The sequence below is a fragment of the Rhizobium sp. BK661 genome, from assembly GCF_024808825.1.
GTDB lineage: Bacteria > Pseudomonadota > Alphaproteobacteria > Rhizobiales > Rhizobiaceae > Rhizobium.
Genome location: NZ_JANTYT010000013.1, coordinates 50,461 through 66,848, shown reverse-complemented (window position 1 = coordinate 66,848; position 16,388 = coordinate 50,461). Strand labels below are relative to the sequence as shown.

19 protein-coding genes and 1 pseudogene are annotated in these 16,388 nt (G+C 58.6%); 10 read left to right on the top strand and 10 right to left on the bottom strand.

From position 1 onward, the window contains the following. Positions 1-23 precede the first annotated feature (23 nt). Genes FHX16_RS22445 through FHX16_RS22430 form a run of 4 tightly spaced genes read right to left on the bottom strand, consistent with a single transcriptional unit; the run spans position 24 to position 2,619 of the window. Positions 24-632: a flavin reductase family protein gene (locus FHX16_RS22445; protein WP_183864591.1), complete on the bottom strand. Its 609-nt coding sequence runs from the start codon at positions 630-632 to the stop codon at positions 24-26. Beyond that, positions 632-1,222: a nitroreductase gene (locus tag FHX16_RS22440; RefSeq protein WP_259130469.1), complete on the bottom strand. Its 591-nt coding sequence runs from the start codon at positions 1,220-1,222 to the stop codon at positions 632-634. Before FHX16_RS22440 ends, FHX16_RS22445 begins: the two co-directional genes overlap by 1 nt. A gap of 52 nt (positions 1,223-1,274) precedes the next feature. Next, positions 1,275-2,432 carry a tyrosine-type recombinase/integrase gene (locus tag FHX16_RS22435; RefSeq protein WP_259130468.1) on the bottom strand — a complete coding sequence of 386 codons (1,158 nt, stop codon included), beginning with the start codon at positions 2,430-2,432 and terminating at the stop codon, positions 1,275-1,277. Beyond that, complete coding sequence (locus FHX16_RS22430) at positions 2,422-2,619, bottom strand: DNA-binding transcriptional regulator (RefSeq protein WP_259130466.1); 198 nt, start codon at positions 2,617-2,619, stop codon at positions 2,422-2,424. The genes FHX16_RS22435 and FHX16_RS22430 overlap by 11 nt, the downstream gene beginning before the upstream one ends. A gap of 526 nt (positions 2,620-3,145) precedes the next feature. On the opposite strand from FHX16_RS22430, the gene FHX16_RS22425 reads away from it, so the two are divergent. From FHX16_RS22425 to FHX16_RS22400, 6 genes are all read left to right on the top strand, one after another. Beyond that, entirely contained in the window at positions 3,146-3,610 is a 465-nt protein-coding gene (locus tag FHX16_RS22425; RefSeq protein ID WP_259130464.1) for a hypothetical protein, read from the top strand. Beyond that, positions 3,603-4,874: a DUF3631 domain-containing protein gene (locus FHX16_RS22420; RefSeq protein WP_259130462.1), complete on the top strand. Its 1,272-nt coding sequence runs from the start codon at positions 3,603-3,605 to the stop codon at positions 4,872-4,874. The genes FHX16_RS22425 and FHX16_RS22420 overlap by 8 nt, the downstream gene beginning before the upstream one ends. A gap of 246 nt (positions 4,875-5,120) precedes the next feature. Then, positions 5,121-5,600 carry a hypothetical protein gene (locus FHX16_RS22415; protein WP_259130461.1) on the top strand — a complete coding sequence of 160 codons (480 nt, stop codon included), beginning with the start codon at positions 5,121-5,123 and terminating at the stop codon, positions 5,598-5,600. A 49-nt stretch (positions 5,601-5,649) separates the two neighbouring features. After that, on the top strand, positions 5,650-5,907 hold the full coding sequence (locus tag FHX16_RS22410) for a hypothetical protein (RefSeq protein WP_259130459.1): 258 nt from the start codon (positions 5,650-5,652) through the stop codon (positions 5,905-5,907). A gap of 17 nt (positions 5,908-5,924) precedes the next feature. Continuing rightward, a complete protein-coding gene (locus FHX16_RS22405; protein ID WP_259130457.1) occupies positions 5,925-6,413 on the top strand; it encodes a hypothetical protein in 489 nt (162 codons plus the stop codon). A gap of 38 nt (positions 6,414-6,451) precedes the next feature. Further along, the gene (locus tag FHX16_RS22400; RefSeq protein WP_259130455.1) at positions 6,452-6,703 is read left to right on the top strand and encodes a hypothetical protein; all 252 of its coding nucleotides are present in this window, start codon (positions 6,452-6,454) and stop codon (positions 6,701-6,703) included. Here FHX16_RS22400 and FHX16_RS22395 read toward each other — a convergent pair. Next, on the bottom strand, positions 6,700-6,978 hold the full coding sequence (locus tag FHX16_RS22395) for a hypothetical protein (RefSeq protein WP_259130454.1): 279 nt from the start codon (positions 6,976-6,978) through the stop codon (positions 6,700-6,702). The genes FHX16_RS22400 and FHX16_RS22395 overlap by 4 nt on opposite strands. 393 nt (positions 6,979-7,371) lie before the next feature. Further along, on the bottom strand, positions 7,372-7,800 hold the full coding sequence (locus tag FHX16_RS22390) for a hypothetical protein (protein ID WP_259130452.1): 429 nt from the start codon (positions 7,798-7,800) through the stop codon (positions 7,372-7,374). Between the two features lie 509 nt (positions 7,801-8,309). Between FHX16_RS22390 and FHX16_RS22385 the strand changes: the two genes are divergently transcribed. Next, positions 8,310-9,029 carry a hypothetical protein gene (locus tag FHX16_RS22385; protein ID WP_259130450.1) on the top strand — a complete coding sequence of 240 codons (720 nt, stop codon included), beginning with the start codon at positions 8,310-8,312 and terminating at the stop codon, positions 9,027-9,029. A 345-nt stretch (positions 9,030-9,374) separates the two neighbouring features. On the opposite strand, the gene FHX16_RS22380 is transcribed toward FHX16_RS22385, so the two are convergent. Beyond that, entirely contained in the window at positions 9,375-10,115 is a 741-nt protein-coding gene (locus FHX16_RS22380) for a hypothetical protein (protein WP_259130448.1), read from the bottom strand. A 223-nt stretch (positions 10,116-10,338) separates the two neighbouring features. Further along, positions 10,339-10,650, bottom strand: coding sequence for a hypothetical protein (locus FHX16_RS22375; RefSeq protein WP_259130446.1), 312 nt, complete (start codon positions 10,648-10,650; stop codon positions 10,339-10,341). 123 nt (positions 10,651-10,773) lie between these two features. On the opposite strand from FHX16_RS22375, the gene FHX16_RS22370 reads away from it, so the two are divergent. The 3 genes from FHX16_RS22370 to FHX16_RS22360 all read left to right on the top strand — a co-directional run bounded on the left by FHX16_RS22370 (position 10,774) and on the right by FHX16_RS22360 (position 13,969). Beyond that, complete coding sequence (locus FHX16_RS22370; RefSeq protein ID WP_259130444.1) at positions 10,774-10,974, top strand: hypothetical protein; 201 nt, start codon at positions 10,774-10,776, stop codon at positions 10,972-10,974. Beyond that, positions 10,962-12,236 carry a phage major capsid protein gene (locus FHX16_RS22365; protein WP_259130443.1) on the top strand — a complete coding sequence of 425 codons (1,275 nt, stop codon included), beginning with the start codon at positions 10,962-10,964 and terminating at the stop codon, positions 12,234-12,236. Before FHX16_RS22370 ends, FHX16_RS22365 begins: the two co-directional genes overlap by 13 nt. Before the next feature lie 647 nt (positions 12,237-12,883). Further along, positions 12,884-13,969, top strand: coding sequence for a hypothetical protein (locus FHX16_RS22360; RefSeq protein WP_183864592.1), 1,086 nt, complete (start codon positions 12,884-12,886; stop codon positions 13,967-13,969). Between the two features lie 40 nt (positions 13,970-14,009). On the opposite strand, the pseudogene FHX16_RS22355 reads toward FHX16_RS22360, so the two are convergent. Together FHX16_RS22355 and thrS are read right to left on the bottom strand one after the other, a co-directional pair. After that, positions 14,010-14,249, bottom strand: a pseudogene (locus FHX16_RS22355) (glycerol acyltransferase); the annotation flags it as partial. 102 nt (positions 14,250-14,351) lie between these two features. After that, positions 14,352-16,337, bottom strand: coding sequence for a threonine--tRNA ligase (thrS, locus tag FHX16_RS22350; RefSeq protein ID WP_259130442.1), 1,986 nt, complete (start codon positions 16,335-16,337; stop codon positions 14,352-14,354). Positions 16,338-16,388: the final 51 nt, after the last annotated feature.

The following is a 16,388-nucleotide window of genomic DNA, read 5'->3' as shown; positions in this document are numbered from 1 at the left end:
TTATGATTGGTTCACTATGTTCGTTAAGGTCTGGGCTGTGGCCGGAGCATTTCGAACACGTCGCTGCCTTCGCTGTAGTCCATATAGCCCATGCGCGCGACCGGCCTAGCGAGCGCCATGTCGAGGCGGCCGTCGCGGATGATCGTTTCATCGACGTGTATGCCCAGGACTTGACCAAAGACCATCACGTTCTCGGATTCTTCGCCGGCGAGTGATTTTGGCACGAGGATTTCGGTAACCTTGCATTCCAGTACGGCAAAGGCTTCCGCGACGTAGGGTGCGTCGACAAGCTCGCCCTTCCTTGCCGTCAGGCCGGCCAGCGCAAACTCGTCGACTTCGTACTCCACGGCCGCTGATGAAACATTCATCTTCTCCAGCAAGCTTCGGCTGACAAAGTTGCAGGTGAACTCGCCGGTTTCGGCAGCATTGCGCTGGCTGTGCTTGCGACCGGCAGAGGAGAACATCACAAGCTTTGGGCGGTCGGAAACCGCGTTGAAAAAGGAATACGGCGCGAGGTTGATCGAGCCGTCCCTTCCCTTGCTGCCGATCCAGCCGATGGGGCGAGGTGCGACGATCGCCTTGAACGGGTCGTGCGCCAAGCCGTGCCGGTTGGTATCGGTGGTATAGAACATCAGGCCTCTCCGCCGACCCAGGTGACCGTCTCTGTTAGTTCCGGGCGCGGACGCTCGACGGCGGGAAATGTCGTCGATCCCATGTGAATGAAGCCGGCGATCTTTTCACCGGAGTTTACGCCAAGCAATCCATAGGCGCGCTCGTCGTAGGCGAACCACTCGGTCAGCCAGTTGGCGACCCATCCATGGGCGTTCGCGGCGAAGATGATGTTGAGGCAGACTGCGCCGGCAGACATCAGCTGCTCCCACTCCGGAATCTTGATATGCGGCCCGGCCTTACTGACGACAGCGACGACCACGGGCGCACGGGTGAAACGGGTACGCTCCACCTGAATCATTTCCTCTGAAAGGTCAGGCTTGGCTGCAAGAGCGAGCTTCAGCAGTTCCTGGCCGATCCGGGCACGCTCTTCGCCGCGATAGACGATGAAACGCCAAGGTGCCAGCTTGCCGTGATCGGGCACGCGCGAGGCCAGACGCAGAATCTCCTCTATCTCGGTCTTGTCAGGTCCGGGCTCGGACATCTGGAACGCAGGGATAGAACGGCGCACGCCGAGATAGTCGATCAGCTTGATGTCGGACTTCCTTGTCATTTCAATTACTTCCTATGTGAGTCACTAATGGAGTCACTTATCGATAAGTGACTCAGTTTTCTACGGCCTTCAGCCTCTTTATTTGCGCCGTCCGGCGCTCGGCGGCGGCTATCGCGGCCTCGGCCAACGGCAGTGGGTCCAGTTGGTTCAAGTAGATCGCCGTCGTCTGTGGCGATTTGTGGCCCATGCTTTTTTGCACCGTAAAGAGATCCGCTTGGCCCATGGCAAGCTCGGATGCGAACCCCCGCCTCAAGCCATACATCGAAAGCCCTTTTTCCGTAATCCCGGCCTCGCGGAGCCATACCGCCATGCGCAAGGAAAGCGAGTCCTCGTTGTAAGCCTCGCCTCGGCTGGATTTCAGGATCATGCCGCCACGGCTTCTATCCAAGGAATTCAGGACCGCCTCAAGCTCTGGCCTGATGATCAGCGTTATGTGCGAATTGGAACCGCGCTTCATATTCTTGCGCGTCCAGAATTCGATCACCGACACGACCCTGACCTCGCCGCTTTCGTCAATGTACCGATGCGGCCTGATCTGGTCCCAACGGACGGCGGCGACGTCGCCAGCGCGGCAACCGAGGAACCTTGCCAAGGCAAAGCAAGTCCGCGCGCGGCTTCCTAGCGGGTGGTGGGCCTCGAACTGATCCATGACCTCTTGCGGCCATTTTCTTTGCGGCTTGTGCTTCGGTAGCCGGACGTTCTCGATATCGTTACCGAGGTTCCGCAGGCACCATTTCTTGCGGACGGCGGTCGCGTAGATTTTGCGGATTATCTCCAGTTGCTTCTTGCCCTTGTTCGGCTTCAGCCGCTCGATATGATCGCGCAGCACCGGCAACATTTCGCTTTCTGGCGTATCGATAAACGCCTTGCCGAATACCGACTTTGAATCGCCCACCAATCGCGCCTGCAAGAAGTGCGCCGAATTGGTCCTGTAGGAGCGGATGGTATTCATGGTAAATCCGCGCCATTCGTCGCTGCGCGTGAATTCGTCGTAGCAATCCTGAAAGGTCACGCGCTTGACGACGGGCTTTGGCTTTTCCGCAGGCCCGGCGACCAGCAGCCGCAGCTTTTCGTACTCGCGGGCGAATTCCGGCGACTCCATATCGTCCGGCAGCGTCCGCTGGCCGGTCAGCGCATGGCGAAAAATCAGCTTGCCATTTTTCAGTTGGTGGACGTGCGCCCACTGCTCGAATCGCTGCTTACGCGCCATGCTCGCCTCCCTCGATCCGGGTTGCGCTCAGCGCCAATAGCATGATGTGTTCGTGCGGGTGCCGCCGCCCCTGCTCCCAGCCCGCCCATGTGCGCGGCGATACGTTCATGTGCCGCGCCGCCTTGGTGACCGAATTCTTGCCCCTCCAGGCACGCAACGCCGCCGCCAATGTTCCTTCCTTTTCCATATGCCGAATCCCTTTTCGGTTTGTTGGTACGCTCGTGACGTTATGCGCAAAATGCGCGAAGGGAAGCGCTGCTTGCGGTTATTTCAGGTATGCAAAACCAGCGGCAAAAGCGCCCTCGCGCTCGCCGGTAAGTTATTGTTTTTTACTCCTTTGTTCGGGATATTTCGCCGACTTTGCGCTTGCCCAACAGGCGCAATTAGCGCCATATTAGGCGTTGCTGATATGTTCGCAAGAACAAAAACGAAACCGCCCGGCTGGGGGCCGAGCGGCGCGGAAAGAAAGAAATATTAGAAGCCTGTCAAATATACGCTTTCCGCCCGCCCGCCGCAAGCCGCGCATTGCCAAAAAGGCAACGCCGCAATGCCGCATACAAAGCTGAAGGGCTGACCCCATGGCTCGGCTGGATCGGAACCAACCAGCCGCCCCCCGCATCGATACGTCCAGCCCGCCAGCGTTGCCTACAGGGGAACGTCATACAAAATCGAGACCGCCAATTCATGCGCCGCAAGCGCAGGAAGGGCATTTCATGTCTTACAATTCCGAAACGGCGCGCGATTTGCTCGCCCGCATCGAGGAGTCGCGCCGCGATTTCGAGCGCGAGACGCAAAGCCGCCGACGCCTGTTGGCCGATATCCATACAAGCATGGAGGCCCGGCAGCTCGATCCAGACGCGCCGCTATCCGCCGTCGAGGAGGCTGCGCTTTTCCGCAACGAGGCTTATCACGCCAAGGGGGAGCTTTCCGATACCCGCCGCGAACTTGCCAGCACGCAACGCCAGCTTGCCGACGCGAGGGGCGAAAAGCCGCAAGGGCCACCCGACGAGCTGATGGCGGAGATCGAGGACAGTTGGCGGCGGCTTTACATTCAGTATGCCGAAGAATTCGCACCCAAGTTCGACAACCGGATCGAGGCCATGCGGCAGAAACGCATCGAACTGGAGGCCAAGGCTCGGCGCAGGCGGGCTGAGTACAAGGACGGCGGCGATGAATAGCAGGCCGAACGGAAAAGGCCCTCCAATGATCGGCGCGGCGTTGCTGGACGATATCGAAACGTTCCTTGGCCGCTTTATCGCCTTTCCAGACGATGCCGCCCGCGTCGCACATACCTTATGGTGTGCCCATTGCCATCTAATGGATTGCTGGGAAAGCACGCCCCGGATCGCCTTTCTCAGCCCGGAGCCGGGCAGCGGAAAGACAAGGTGCCTTGAGGTCACCGAATTATTGGTGCCGCGCCCGGTTACAGCGATCAATTGCAGCAGCGCCTACCTTTTTAGGAAGGTCGCCGACAAGGCCGGTCTGCCGACAATCCTTTTCGACGAGATCGACGCGCTTTTCGGGCCGAAGGCCCGCGAACATGAAGAGGTTCGCGCCTTGCTCAATGCCGGGCATCGGCGTGGCGCTGTCACCGGGCGCTGCGTCGTCAAAGGCAAGCGCGTCGAAATGGAGGAGTTGTCCGCCTATTGCGCCGTCGCCGTCGCTGGCCTTGGCGATCTGCCGGATACGATCCTCACGAGATCCGTCGTCGTCAATATGCTGAGGAGGCGGCGGGACGAGCCGATCGAGCCATACAGGCGACGCGCGCAGGCGCCCGAAGGCGAGGCGCTTTGCAAGCGGCTGGAAGAGTGGGCAAAGGCCGTTGCGCCCGCGCTCGCCAGGCACGTACCGGAAATGCCGGACGGAGTCACGGATCGCAACGCCGACGTCTGGGAGGCGCTGATTGCCGTTGCCGACGTCGCTGGCGGGCGCTGGCCTGATCTCGCCCGCGTTTCATGCGTTACGGCTGTTTCGGCCTCTATGGGAGACAAACACAAGATCAGCCTGCCGCTACGACTCCTCTCCGATATCAGGGACATTTTCGAGGAAAGGGAGGCGGAAAAGGAAAGGCTAAAGATAGAATTGGGTGGCGAGTATCATTTCAATATCGCGACCGCCAAACTGATCGAGAAGCTTGTCGAGATTACAGAGGCACCTTGGGGGGAAATAGCGGGAGGAAAGCCTATCACTCCCTTGAAGGTGTCCCGTCTTCTTCGAAAGCACAACGTCCAAAGCAAGCAAGTAAGAGTATCAAAAGACGCCACCCTGAAAGGCTATCAGAGGGATGACTTCTTTGATGCATGGGAGCGCAATCTCCCGGCTTTGTGTCTGTCTCCCAAAGAGAGCGAAACGTCAGAAACCACAGGAACGTCCGGCAGCATGGCTGTCAGCGGCGCGGTGCTGGATTTGCTGAATGGAGGCGCGCGCCATGGGCAAGCTTGAGGACGTCGAGGTATCGCCGGGCGGGCACATGCAAATGCGCGACAACGGCCAAGTCTACGAGTTGACGGGCTGGATCGGGTACGTCCGCAAGGATGGCGGCAGGGTGCGGCTCGGCTGCTGGGTTAGTCAGTGTGTCGACTGCGGGCGCTTGTTCAGCACATTTTTGACGGACGGCGGGCGGTTCGCGCCAAATCGAAGGTGCCAGCGCTGCGCCAGGCCGGGCAAGCGGGTACGGAGGAGGAAGGCATGAACGCCAAGCCGGAGTTCGATCCGATGGCGGTTTTCGATCTGACCGACAAGGTGGGGCGAGCAATCAAGGCCGCAAAGACTGGCTCCCCGGGGGGCCACCCATCCGGGCGCAATCGCAACTGGAAGCGCGCCGAGAATTTCGAGGAATACATCGCCAATCTTGAGGCCGGGCTTGAGCCGTATTCGGAGCGTCGGCTTGCAGGCCACCTCGGCGTTTCCCGCGTCTGGATATGGCGGGCCAAGCAAATCGCCTCGATCCCGCCGAAGCTCCAAGAATTTCTCATGGACAAGGGGTTCGGGCCGCGCCGGATGGTCGATGCCGCGCAAGCCTTGAACGGCGGACGGCTTGGCGAGATCAGCCGTTGTCCGCATTGCGGCGGAATCATCCGACGTCGCATTAGGCTCGATCCGGACTTGGCGGGGGAGATCGTCGCGTTTGGCCGCGAGCATCTTGGCTGGCAACCCGACGAAAGTTGATCGGCAAACCGGGAGCCGATCGATCCCGGCGAAATGAGGAGGAAGGAAAATGAAAGCCGATATAACCGACGCTCAAAAGGCCCTCTGGGAAGTAGTCCAGTCGATTTGGCAGACGGAGTTTCAGCGTGAGCCGCAAGGCAAGCTTGGTGCCATCACGTTCATTTTCGACGTCAGCGACGAGCGTCCCGATTTTGTAAACGCAACTGAAGGCTTTTGGGGTGTCAGCAATATTTCGGAGCAAGCAGCGCTAGCACTGGTCGCGGGCATTCTGGAGGAAGCGGGGCCGGAAAGCTTTGCGCGGCTATAAATTGCGGAGGAAGGAAAATGGATATCACACCGAAGATCAGCGCTGGCGACTATATCGCCATGATCGAGGACGCAATCAGCACTATGCCGGGAGATCCGTGGCGCTACAGCTACGACGAACTCCGGGAAATGCTGGCCGATACGCGGCGGCAAATCGAGGCCATGGGGGGAAGTCAGCCATTGCTTGAGCGGATCGCCAAAGCCGAGGCACGCATAGACGGCCAGACAGGGGAAGAGGAGGCGCACAACGAGGAACTTATCGCCTACATCAATGAAACCTTCGGCCAGTATAGCAGCCTTGATTGGCTGAATGATGCGCGGAAACGCTTCCAGACCTTACCAAGCAAGCTTTCAAAGCTGCATTGTTGGATGCCGGGGAGCGAGCAATGCGGCTCGCTGATCAGCTTGAGTATATTGTCCCTGATGACTCGGCTGGCTTTCGCTGGGCAGAAACGGCTTGACCATCGCGGGCGGCTGGCTTTCGCTGGCCGCTCCCTTCTCTGGTAAGCTTGTCACCGACTGGTGACGGCCATGGAGGGCATGACATGGCCGAGGTAATTCAGCTTTCCGATCACAGGCCGAAGCCGCGCTCGATCTTGTATCTGACCGTGGTGGACTCGGACGGCCAGCAGCATGACGTGGCCTGCCTTTGCGCCAACGGCAGCTTTTCCAGCGACAACGCCGACAATATCCGGGCCGAGCTTGAGGCCAGCGGCTTTGCCGTCGATAGCCAGCGCATTTCGAAGACGCAGATTATCGCCGCATGGCAACCACTTCCGGCTCAGATGCAACCCTAGTCCACGACCTGAACGATGACGCTAACGCTGGCAATGATGACCGATGCGGCAACGGCAATTGCCGAGTATTTCGTCCATCGAGCCGTTTCGACCGTCGCCCTTGCAGCCTTGATTTGCCAATCGGACGCGGCCATCTGGCTTTCCGCCACCCGCTTGTTCAGCAGGTAGGTTCGACGGCGGATCTCGGTATAGCGCGAATACGACGCTTGCGATCCCGGCTGTTCGCTTGCTTCTTCGAATACCTCCTCGTCGCTCTTCCTCGTCCAGTTGTCCATGCAGCTCCCTCCAAAGCCACAGAACACGGAACTGCGCACGAGGCGCTTAGGCAAGATCGCTGAAGGCGGCAGCGCCGGTTATCCAACGGATTTTCTGTCTTCAGGCTGGCGATATCAACGATGACTGCTTTCGGCCCTAACCGGACTTAGAAAATTCTACTGATCTCTCTCACTATTCAGGCACGGGTCGCTGGTAAAACGTACCTTCTGATTGAAACCGACGGTGAGATAGTGAAGTTTGCCCGAGCACTCGTACTGATTTTAGCGGGGTCTGCGGTGCTATGGGGATTCATCACGGCTATTAATAGCCTTGACCGCCTCAAGGACCCGAGCCGTCTGGCTTTCATCCTAAACATTCAGTCGGTTCCTCCGTCTGTCCGCAATGTAGATTGTTCATCTGGTGCCATCACCGATGTGATCGTCTCTTGTGCCTTCGCAATCAATCCAAAAGACTTTGAACAGCTTCTGACTGGTTGGCAGTTTGACGAGCATATTTCCGTAAAAGACACCTCGTACTTTTATTATCCAAATCTTGGGCGCGAGTTCGACATCGGAGTTTGGTATCGCATTCAACCCACGAGCTTCGAGCACGCCGGAGTTGTTGAGCTGATGGGCAATGAGGACAGAACGCTCGCAGTCGCGAGCAGATACGAAGAGTGAGGAGTGCCTGGCGGCAATTGGCGCTTTGGAGATATCGGCAAATGTCTCCTGGCGGCCCGAAGCGGTCGCCGCGACAAGCAGCAATAACCCTTGCAGCCAATCGCCCAATACATCACTAATCTTGGCATTGAGGAAGTAGGTGCGATTGTGGAAAGTGAGCAACTCCTTTTTTTCTTGCTCGTCAGCGTGCCAGCGTTGGCACTCCTAATGCTGTGCACATTGTGGCTCGTTTTTATTGTGAAACGACGTTTGCTGGGAATCGTAGGGATTGTTCTTACAGGTGCGGCGTTGCAAACGGGGCAGAGATATTCGATCTGGCTTTTCCTGCTCCGTTTTTGTTTAGGTGTATTTGCGTGCGTCCGTGCAAGCAGCGCGAGGGAATTGCAAATCTCGAAAAAGGACTCGTAGAATCCAGCCACCGCTATCGGCCCATAGCGGTCATTGGGCACTAATTGTGATGAACACTTTCGAACAAGAGCTGGGATCACATGAGCACCAGCGTAGCCGGAGTCGACGCGACTAGCTCGCTACGCATTGGCCGTTTGAGCGGTCCTCGCTCGCCAAAGACGGCTAACCTAAGATTCGAGGGAAAATCTCAACATTTTCATTGCTGTCGATTGGTAGTGTGTGAGTCTTGCAACAAGGCCGCCTAACGGAGACGTTTGCGAAATATGTATTTAGCCGCGATCATAATGGGCGCTGTTATGTTGGTCCCAACCCTTTATGCGCTTTGGCCGGCTTTGCTTTTTGTAGGGCTAATCCCGGTTGTCGGCTACTTGATCCGGAAATGGCATCCTGCAATCATCGTCGCTGTCGCCGTTGCCTATTTCGCGATACCGTGGTCCTTTTGGAAACATGCTAGTACCGCTATTCAAAATGCGGAGTTGGCCTATCAAGCCGATATTGATGCGCTGCCGGTGCATACTTTGCCTGAGGACCTTCCTTCGATTCTACTCGTGAGCAACCTTGAAGCGTATTCCCAAGCAACATTCGATCCAATTCGATGCACGGCAAGGCCAAAGACCGACAAACGAAAGACGAAGGTCTCCGACCCAATCCCTCCCGTCAAGCAGCCATTGCCTGAACGATACCTCCTGTTGGAGCTTGTTCGGAAAGTTCCTTTGCCCGATCCCGGTCACTCATTTTTCGGCTACGACGGCGGACCATTCGCGCTGACATTGGTTGATCGCGGTAAGATAACAACTATCCGGTACTACCAAAAAGTTCGTTTTGAGAAGCTGTCAATCCCACCGATCCTGACGGTTTGGGGTTGGCTACATCAATTCGAGCCCCCTGTATACAGCGACGCCCCGGCGCGAAATGCAGTGACGTTTCTTCGAGAGACGATAGGCCGCTGCGCCGACTTTGCCATCTACGACCTCGACGTGTGAGACACATGTCGAAGCAATGTCAGCTATTGGCGCGAAGCGGAAGACCGCACTCGGCCGATGGCGGCCATCGTAACAGGATCGAAGGACATCGGATGCGATGATGAGAGCGTTCCGATGTTCCTGATAGGGCGACGATTATGGGTGAGTTGCTGGATTTCCTTGGCCACGTGATAAGCGGTTTTTTCGATGGTGCCCCCGCCAAGTCGCGGTGGCTTAGGTGTGTCGAGCGCGCATTGGCTGCCATCGCGATGGCACTTGCTGCTTTGGTTATCTACCGGATGTGCAAATAGGAACGTCCGCAAAGAGCGCTTTCCGGACTTGGCGGACAAAGCCTATGAGCGACAGTCAGGGCAACTCGCTGGTTACGCGAATAATCTCCCCAAGAAGGACGTCAAGATCGTTAGCGAAGTCTACTTGAACCGCTGTCGGTACGTCTTCACTAGCTCTGATCGGCGAATGCAAATGCATGTCGGCAATGTTACGAGATGAGCCCTCAAGCCGCTGCATGGATAACTTGAATGATTTCTGCGATTTGGCTCCGCCGTAGTTATTGGCAACCTCGGCAAAGGTGCTAAAGCCGAGAACCGGCGGGACATGGTTGATAATTGTGCGGAGGAGCATAGCGGTAGACAAATGACACCTGTTGGCCGCCGCTACATTGATTTCCCGGCAAAGTTCTACCAAACGAGCAAAGTCCCAAGGTCCTCTTCCCAGACCCTGTAGCCCGACAATTCGGGTCGGATCGACATAAGGCTTCGCCAGCAGCGGTGTTGCGGGGACGGCTCGTCGCTTTCGCTCTACTGCTCGAACTGCGGCGCGGATTACCTCGGAGGTCTCCTCTACCGATGCATAAGATGGCCCGCCCTTGTAAACTCTTGCATGTGAAAGAACCTTCAGCATGTCGAGCGAGTATTCGTTTGTGTAACCGAGTTCTTGGTCAAGGATCGACTTTGTTTCGATCACAAGAGCATGGAAGGTCGCTGAGGGTTTTGTTGGAAGGACAAGCCCTGAGATATTGCCGCCATCAACGAAGAGCGGAAGCAAACCATCCATTTCGTTGGCGATATTGTTCAGTTCTTCGATCATGGTTCAACGCTAGTTTAAGGCGCTGATCTGCGAAAGTAGCCGAGCGGCAAGAAAGAGCGATGCCCACAAGGAACTAAGATAGGATGGTCCTGGCGGGGGGATGATACGGGAAATAGGGCGGATCCTTTAGGACCGGCGCCGGGAATCGGACAACTTCTTCCGAGTATCAGAAAAAGGGCCTTGTTGCCTTCGTGGGTACATATGTCGCCCGCAGGCATCCCGCCTAACCGCCGCCTGATCGGCTTTCATCGCCAATATTCCAGATCGGAATACTGGCAACCAGCCAGCCGACGACCGCGCCCTTGCCATACAGGACGGACGCGCCGAGGCGCATGCCCGCAGGCGGCTTTCCGCGCTTGCGGCGCTTGCGAATGGCATGGATCGAAAGCCCGGCCATTGCGGCGACCTCGTAGGCGTCCAGCAGATCGGGAACATAGCTATCGTCGGCCAACGCCAGCAGCGCGCCTTGCCGGTCGAGGCCAAGGTTTTGCCAATGGCGGAGTCGCCAACGGATTGTAGCGGGATTGCCGAGCATGGCGGTTCTCCTTGCTGTCGCCGCCCGGTGACTTGTGATATGTATATACGTGGTGAAGCGCCGGGAGTCCCGCCCGGCACCGAGAATTGGTCAGCCTCGGCGTTCCCACGCGGAGGCTTTTCTATGACCGATGCTGATCTCAGGAAAATGGTAGCGGACGCATTTACCGAGGTTGCCGAGCGGGCGATCAGCGAGGCCTTTGCGCGCGGCTTGGATCAGGTCGCCCGCCGCTTTGCCGCGATATTCGAGGAAATCCACCGGGCCGATCTTGCGGCGCTTGAGGCCCGCATCAGGGAATTGGAGGGCAAGGCATGCGCGACATGAACGCGGGCGATATCCTTTCGGCGCTGGAAACGGCGCTTCGCAACGGGGCCGACAATTGGCGCTCGGCGCTGGACAAGCAGGCGCACGTCTTTGACGGCCAGCTTGGCAATATCAAAAGCCTGCTGGTATCCGTCCGCCGCGATCTGGACGGCCTCCGGGCGCTTTCCGGCATCAAGTCCCAGCTAGGCAGCAAGCCGCCGCCAGCCCCATATCGCTCGCTGATCCGATCGATATCCGTCCGCCTGATTGCCGCCGCCAACTACGGCAGCGACCCGGAAAGCTTGGCGAAGGAGCTTTTCCCGAATTCGCCCGGCCTGCCTGACGTAATCAAGGCCCCGGACGCCTACATGCGCCGCGCCTATACGTCGCCAGCGCGCACGGACGTTGTCGATTGGGCTGGCGTGCTGGCGAATACGACGAACTATCCCGGCCTGTTCACCAGCTTGGCCCCGGCCTCGGTCTACTCCGCCCTTTCCCGGCGCGGCACGACGATATCGCTCAGCGGGACGGCGGGCGTCCGCTTTCCGGCGCGATCCGCGCCCGGCTCGTTCAATCCGTTCGTAGGCGAAGGCGCGACGATCAGCGTCCGGTCGATTTCCCTTTCGGCTGGCGCGGTGCTGGTGCCGCATAAGACGGCGGTGCTTTCGCCGTATACCCGCGAGCTTGCGCAGGCCAGCATGCCGACCATCGAGTCGGTCATTCGGCAAGGGCTTTCCGACGACCTCAGCCTTGGCGTCGATGCCGTATTGCTCGGCAATGGCGCGGCGACGGCCAGTCAGCCAGCCGGGCTATTGAATGGCTTGACCGGCCTTACGCCCTCGGCGGCGACCGACCCGGCCACGGCGGCGGCGGCGGCGGCTGATCTATCGGCCTTGGCGGCGGCGATCAATCCGGCCCCGTCAGCCTTGGCGTTCATCATGAACCCGATACAGGCGACCAGCCTTGGCTTGCTACTGCCAGGTAGCGCCGATCTGATCGTCAGCGATAGCGTCCCGGCCAAGACCGTCATTGCGATTGACGCCGCCGATTTCGCCGCCAGCGCCGACAACGGCCAGATCGACGTCAGCGAGGACGCCAGCTACATCAGCACCGACGCGCCCTTGCCGGTAGCGACCGGATCGAGCGGCACCGCCGCCGTTACCGACACGCCGCATATCAGCGCTTGGCAAATGGCGATCATCTCGGTTCGCGTGATCGAGGACGTTAGCTGGGCCATGCGCCGGGCGGGCCGCGTTTCGTATCTGACGGGCGCGAAATGGTGATTCCCAGCTAGCGTGCTTGCACATGCTGGATCAGAGGCGGCGGCAGGGGTTTCGCAATTTCCCCTGCCGCCGTTTCCTTGGCTTGACCGGCCTTATTTCGGTGAATTCGGACAGCCCTTGGATATCCATAGGCTTTGCAGGCGGACGAAGCTGTCGGCACTAGGCTGGCGGGACTCGCCAACGCTGCCGCGCCATAACGTCGTTCGGCTGACATGGCTTAGGCTGGCGATCTCGCCAAACGACATGCCTTGCGCCCGCAAGCCGGTAATCATGCTTTCGAAGATCCGGGCTGAATTCTCGACCATGCGCCATATTAGCGCCGGACGTGCGCATCGGCAAAAAGCGCCCGGATTTTGCTTTCCTAGCGTTAGGAATGCAAACCCACCCTACCCTTTACCCGGCAAAAATGTGGAACAAAGCGGAACGTGAATAAATGACTCAAGCGCGCAAATGCGGGGTTTGGATAAGTGACTCAGTTACGCATGTCATTGAAAAACAAGGAAAGCCGAATATCAGCTTGATATCCGATTTCATGCGGGAGAGACTTCCATTTTCATTACAGCATTGGGGATGGGTCTTGAATTTGCCATCGCGTTGGTCTTGAAGTGGCCTCTGTGATTTCAGATGTCAATTGGTTCGCACGACACATGGTTGGCATTTCGCCATTTGCACGCATCAGCCTCGCCTTCGTTTTCGCTGCCCTGCTGCCGTTGAGCGGCCAGGCGCAGGAGGCCTTCCAGACCTTCAAGCAACTCGACACGACGGCAAAGATGCCGAAGCTGAACGCCTTCATTGCTCCGGGCACGGCGCCGCAAGGCTCGAAGCTGCGCGAGGTCGCCCTTGAGGCAAAGCTGACGGCCAATGGTGATGCGGTCCAGGACGGTCTGTCCTGGTACGTGTTCAGCCCCATGGCCGGCTCAGACGGCAAACTCCCCCTGATCGCATCGTCGCAGGGCGGCTCCGCGGACTTCCAGCTCGCGCCGGGAGACTATTTCGTCAACGTCTCCTTCGGCCGCGCCGGCGTCACCCGCAAACTCACGGTTCCCGAAGACGGCACGGTCGGCAAGCAGACGATGGTGCTGGAGGCAGGCGGATTGCTTCTGAACGCGGTCTCGGGCTCCGACGTCCGCATCCGGCCGGATCAACTCAGTTTCTCCATCTATTCTGCCGAAGTGCGCGAAGACGGCGAGCGGGGCCTCGTCATGGCGGACGTGCCCCCCAACACGGTGGTTCGCCTGAATGCGGGCACGTACCACATTATCTCTGAATACGGCGAAACGAACGCCTCAATCCGAGCCGACATTCAGGTGGAGGCAGGCAAGCTAACCGAAGCCACGATCCAGCATAAGGCGGCGCAGATCACCTTCAAGCTGGTGTCGGAAGCGGGCGGCGAGGCAATCGCCGATACCGCTTGGTCGATCCTGACGGCGGCTGGCGACAGCGTCGGTGAAAGCGTCAGTGCCTTCCCAACCATGGTGCTTGCCGAAGGTGAATACTCCGCCGTTGCGCGAAACAAGGACAAGATCTACCAGCGCGATTTCAAGGTCGAGGCCGGCAAGAATACTGACGTCGAAGTGCTGATGAAGGATGTCCAGCCTGAAGCACCCACCGCAGCCGCAAAAACGGTCCAACTCCAGGCTGACCCGCAGCCGGGACAAGCCTCTTCCGGGCCCCAGCCCCTTCCCTCCTACGACCAGTTGCAGGGCGCAACCGGCGGCGCTGATGCCGACTGATTGATCGGTCTGATGACCGGGTCAGGTGATCTTTCGCATCTTCGCGGGGCGCCAATACGGCGATCCCGTCACCGATGCCGAAGGGATGGTTGGCAACGATCACGATCGGGTCTTTAGGAATGTCGTTGATCGGCCAGTTGCCCCTGATGTTGAGTTGGACGTCGATGAAATCCAGCATCTTTCCGAACGCGCGATCGCCCTTGCCGACGATGTCGGTACGCCAGAGGTTGTACAGCCTGACGTCGCGATCATTCCCGTAGGATAGTTGTTCAAAGCGCAAATCCGCGTCGGGAATATCCCCTCCTCATCAATGCGATGGCTATATTGCGGATACGTGACATACTTCTGACGGCGCCTGTGGGCGCCGTCAGATGCGTATCAACTAGGCCGCCTTCGCCTTTTTGGCTTCGGCCTTGCGACGGATATCCGGCGGTGTTGCTTCGAGCCCCAGGCTTGCGATCGCTTCGTCAAGCGACATCGAGGTTTGCTCCTGGCTGCCGAGGCGACGAATGTTGACCGTGCGCTCTTCCGCTTCCTTCTTGCCGCAGACGATGATGACGGGAACTTTCGTAACGGAATGCTCGCGGATCTTGTAGTTGATCTTCTCGTTACGGAAGTCGGTTTCGACCGCCAGCCCGGCGTCGCGCAGGGCTGCCGCAACTTCGGCGCCGTAGCCATCTGCCTCCGACGTGATCGTTGCGACGACGGCCTGCTGCGGCGATACCCACAGCGGCAGGTGTCCTGCGAAATTCTCGATCAGGATGCCGAGAAAGCGTTCCATCGAGCCGCAGATGGCGCGGTGGATCATCACCGGCTGCGTCTTTTCGGAGTTGCTGTCGATGTAGAAGGCGCCGAAGCGTTCCGGCAGGTTGAAATCGACCTGCGTCGTGCCGCATTGCCATTCACGGCCGATGGCGTCCTTCAGTGTATATTCGAACTTCGGACCGTAGAACGCGCCCTCACCCGGCAGGATGCCGGTCTTGATGTTGTTCGACTGCTGCTGGATCGTCTCCAGCACTTCAGTCATCACGCTTTCGGCGCGATCCCAAAGGTCGTCTGAGCCGACGCGCTTTTCCGGGCGCGTTGAAAGCTTGATGGTGATCTCGTCGAAGCCGAAGTCCTTGTAGACCGAGAGGATCAGGTCGTTGATCTTCAGGCACTCGGCCGCCATCTGCTCGTCGGTGCAGAAGATGTGCGCATCGTCCTGCGTGAAGCCGCGCACGCGCATCAACCCGTGGAGCGCGCCTGACGGCTCGTAGCGATGCACGGTGCCGAATTCCGCAAGGCGGATCGGCAGTTCACGGTAGGATTTCAAGCCATGCTTGAAGATCTGCACGTGGCCGGGGCAGTTCATCGGCTTCAGCGCGAAGACACGGTCGTCATCGGTGTCGTCGCCGGCAACCGTGACCTTGAACATGTTGTCGCGGTACCAGCCCCAGTGGCCGGAGGTTTCCCACAGCGACTTGTCGAGCACCTGCGGCGCGTTGACCTCTTGGTAGTCTTCGGCGAGGCGGCGGCGCATATAGGCAACCAGCGTCTGGAACATGCGCCAGCCCTTGCCGTGCCAAAAGACAACGCCCGGACCTTCTTCCTGGAAGTGGAAGAGATCCATTTCGCGGCCGAGGCGACGATGATCGCGCTTTTCGGCTTCCGCAAGCACGTGCAGGTAATTGTCGAGATCAGCCTGCTCGGCGAATGCCGTGCCGTAGATGCGGGTCAACATCGGATTGTTACTGTCGCCACGCCAATAGGCGCCGGCGACCTTCATCAGCTTGAACGCCGTGCCGATCTGACCGGTGGACGCCATATGCGGTCCGCGGCAAAGGTCGAACCAGTCGCCCTGGTAATAGATCTTCAGATCCTGGCCGGCGGGAATCGCATCGACGAGCTCGACCTTGTAGCTTTCGCCCTTGGCTGCGAAAACTTCCTTGGCTTTCTCACGCGACCAGACTTGCTTGGTGAAGGGCGCGTTGCGGGCAATGATTTCCTTCATTTTCTTTTCGATCTTCGGCAGATCGTCTGGGGTGAAGGGCTCGTTCTTGGCAAAGTCGTAGTAGAAGCCGTTCTCGATGACCGGCCCGATTGTTACCTGCGTGCCGGGCCAGAGCTCCTGCACCGCTTCCGCCATCACGTGGGCTGCGTCATGCCGGATCAGCTCCAGCGCGCGGTCGTCGGTGCGGGTGATGATTTCAATTGTGCCTGCCGTCACCGGGTCGGAAAGATCGCGGACCTGACCATCGATGGCGATCGCGACGGCCTTCTTGGCAAGCGACTTGGAAATGGATTCGGCGACGTCCTTGCCGGTTGCGCCAGCATCGTAGCTGCGCACGGAACCGTCGGGAAATGTCAGGGAAACGGATTGGGACATTTAGAATTCTCCTTGTCCAGTCCCGCCAACGAATGCGGGTGGTTGCAATGA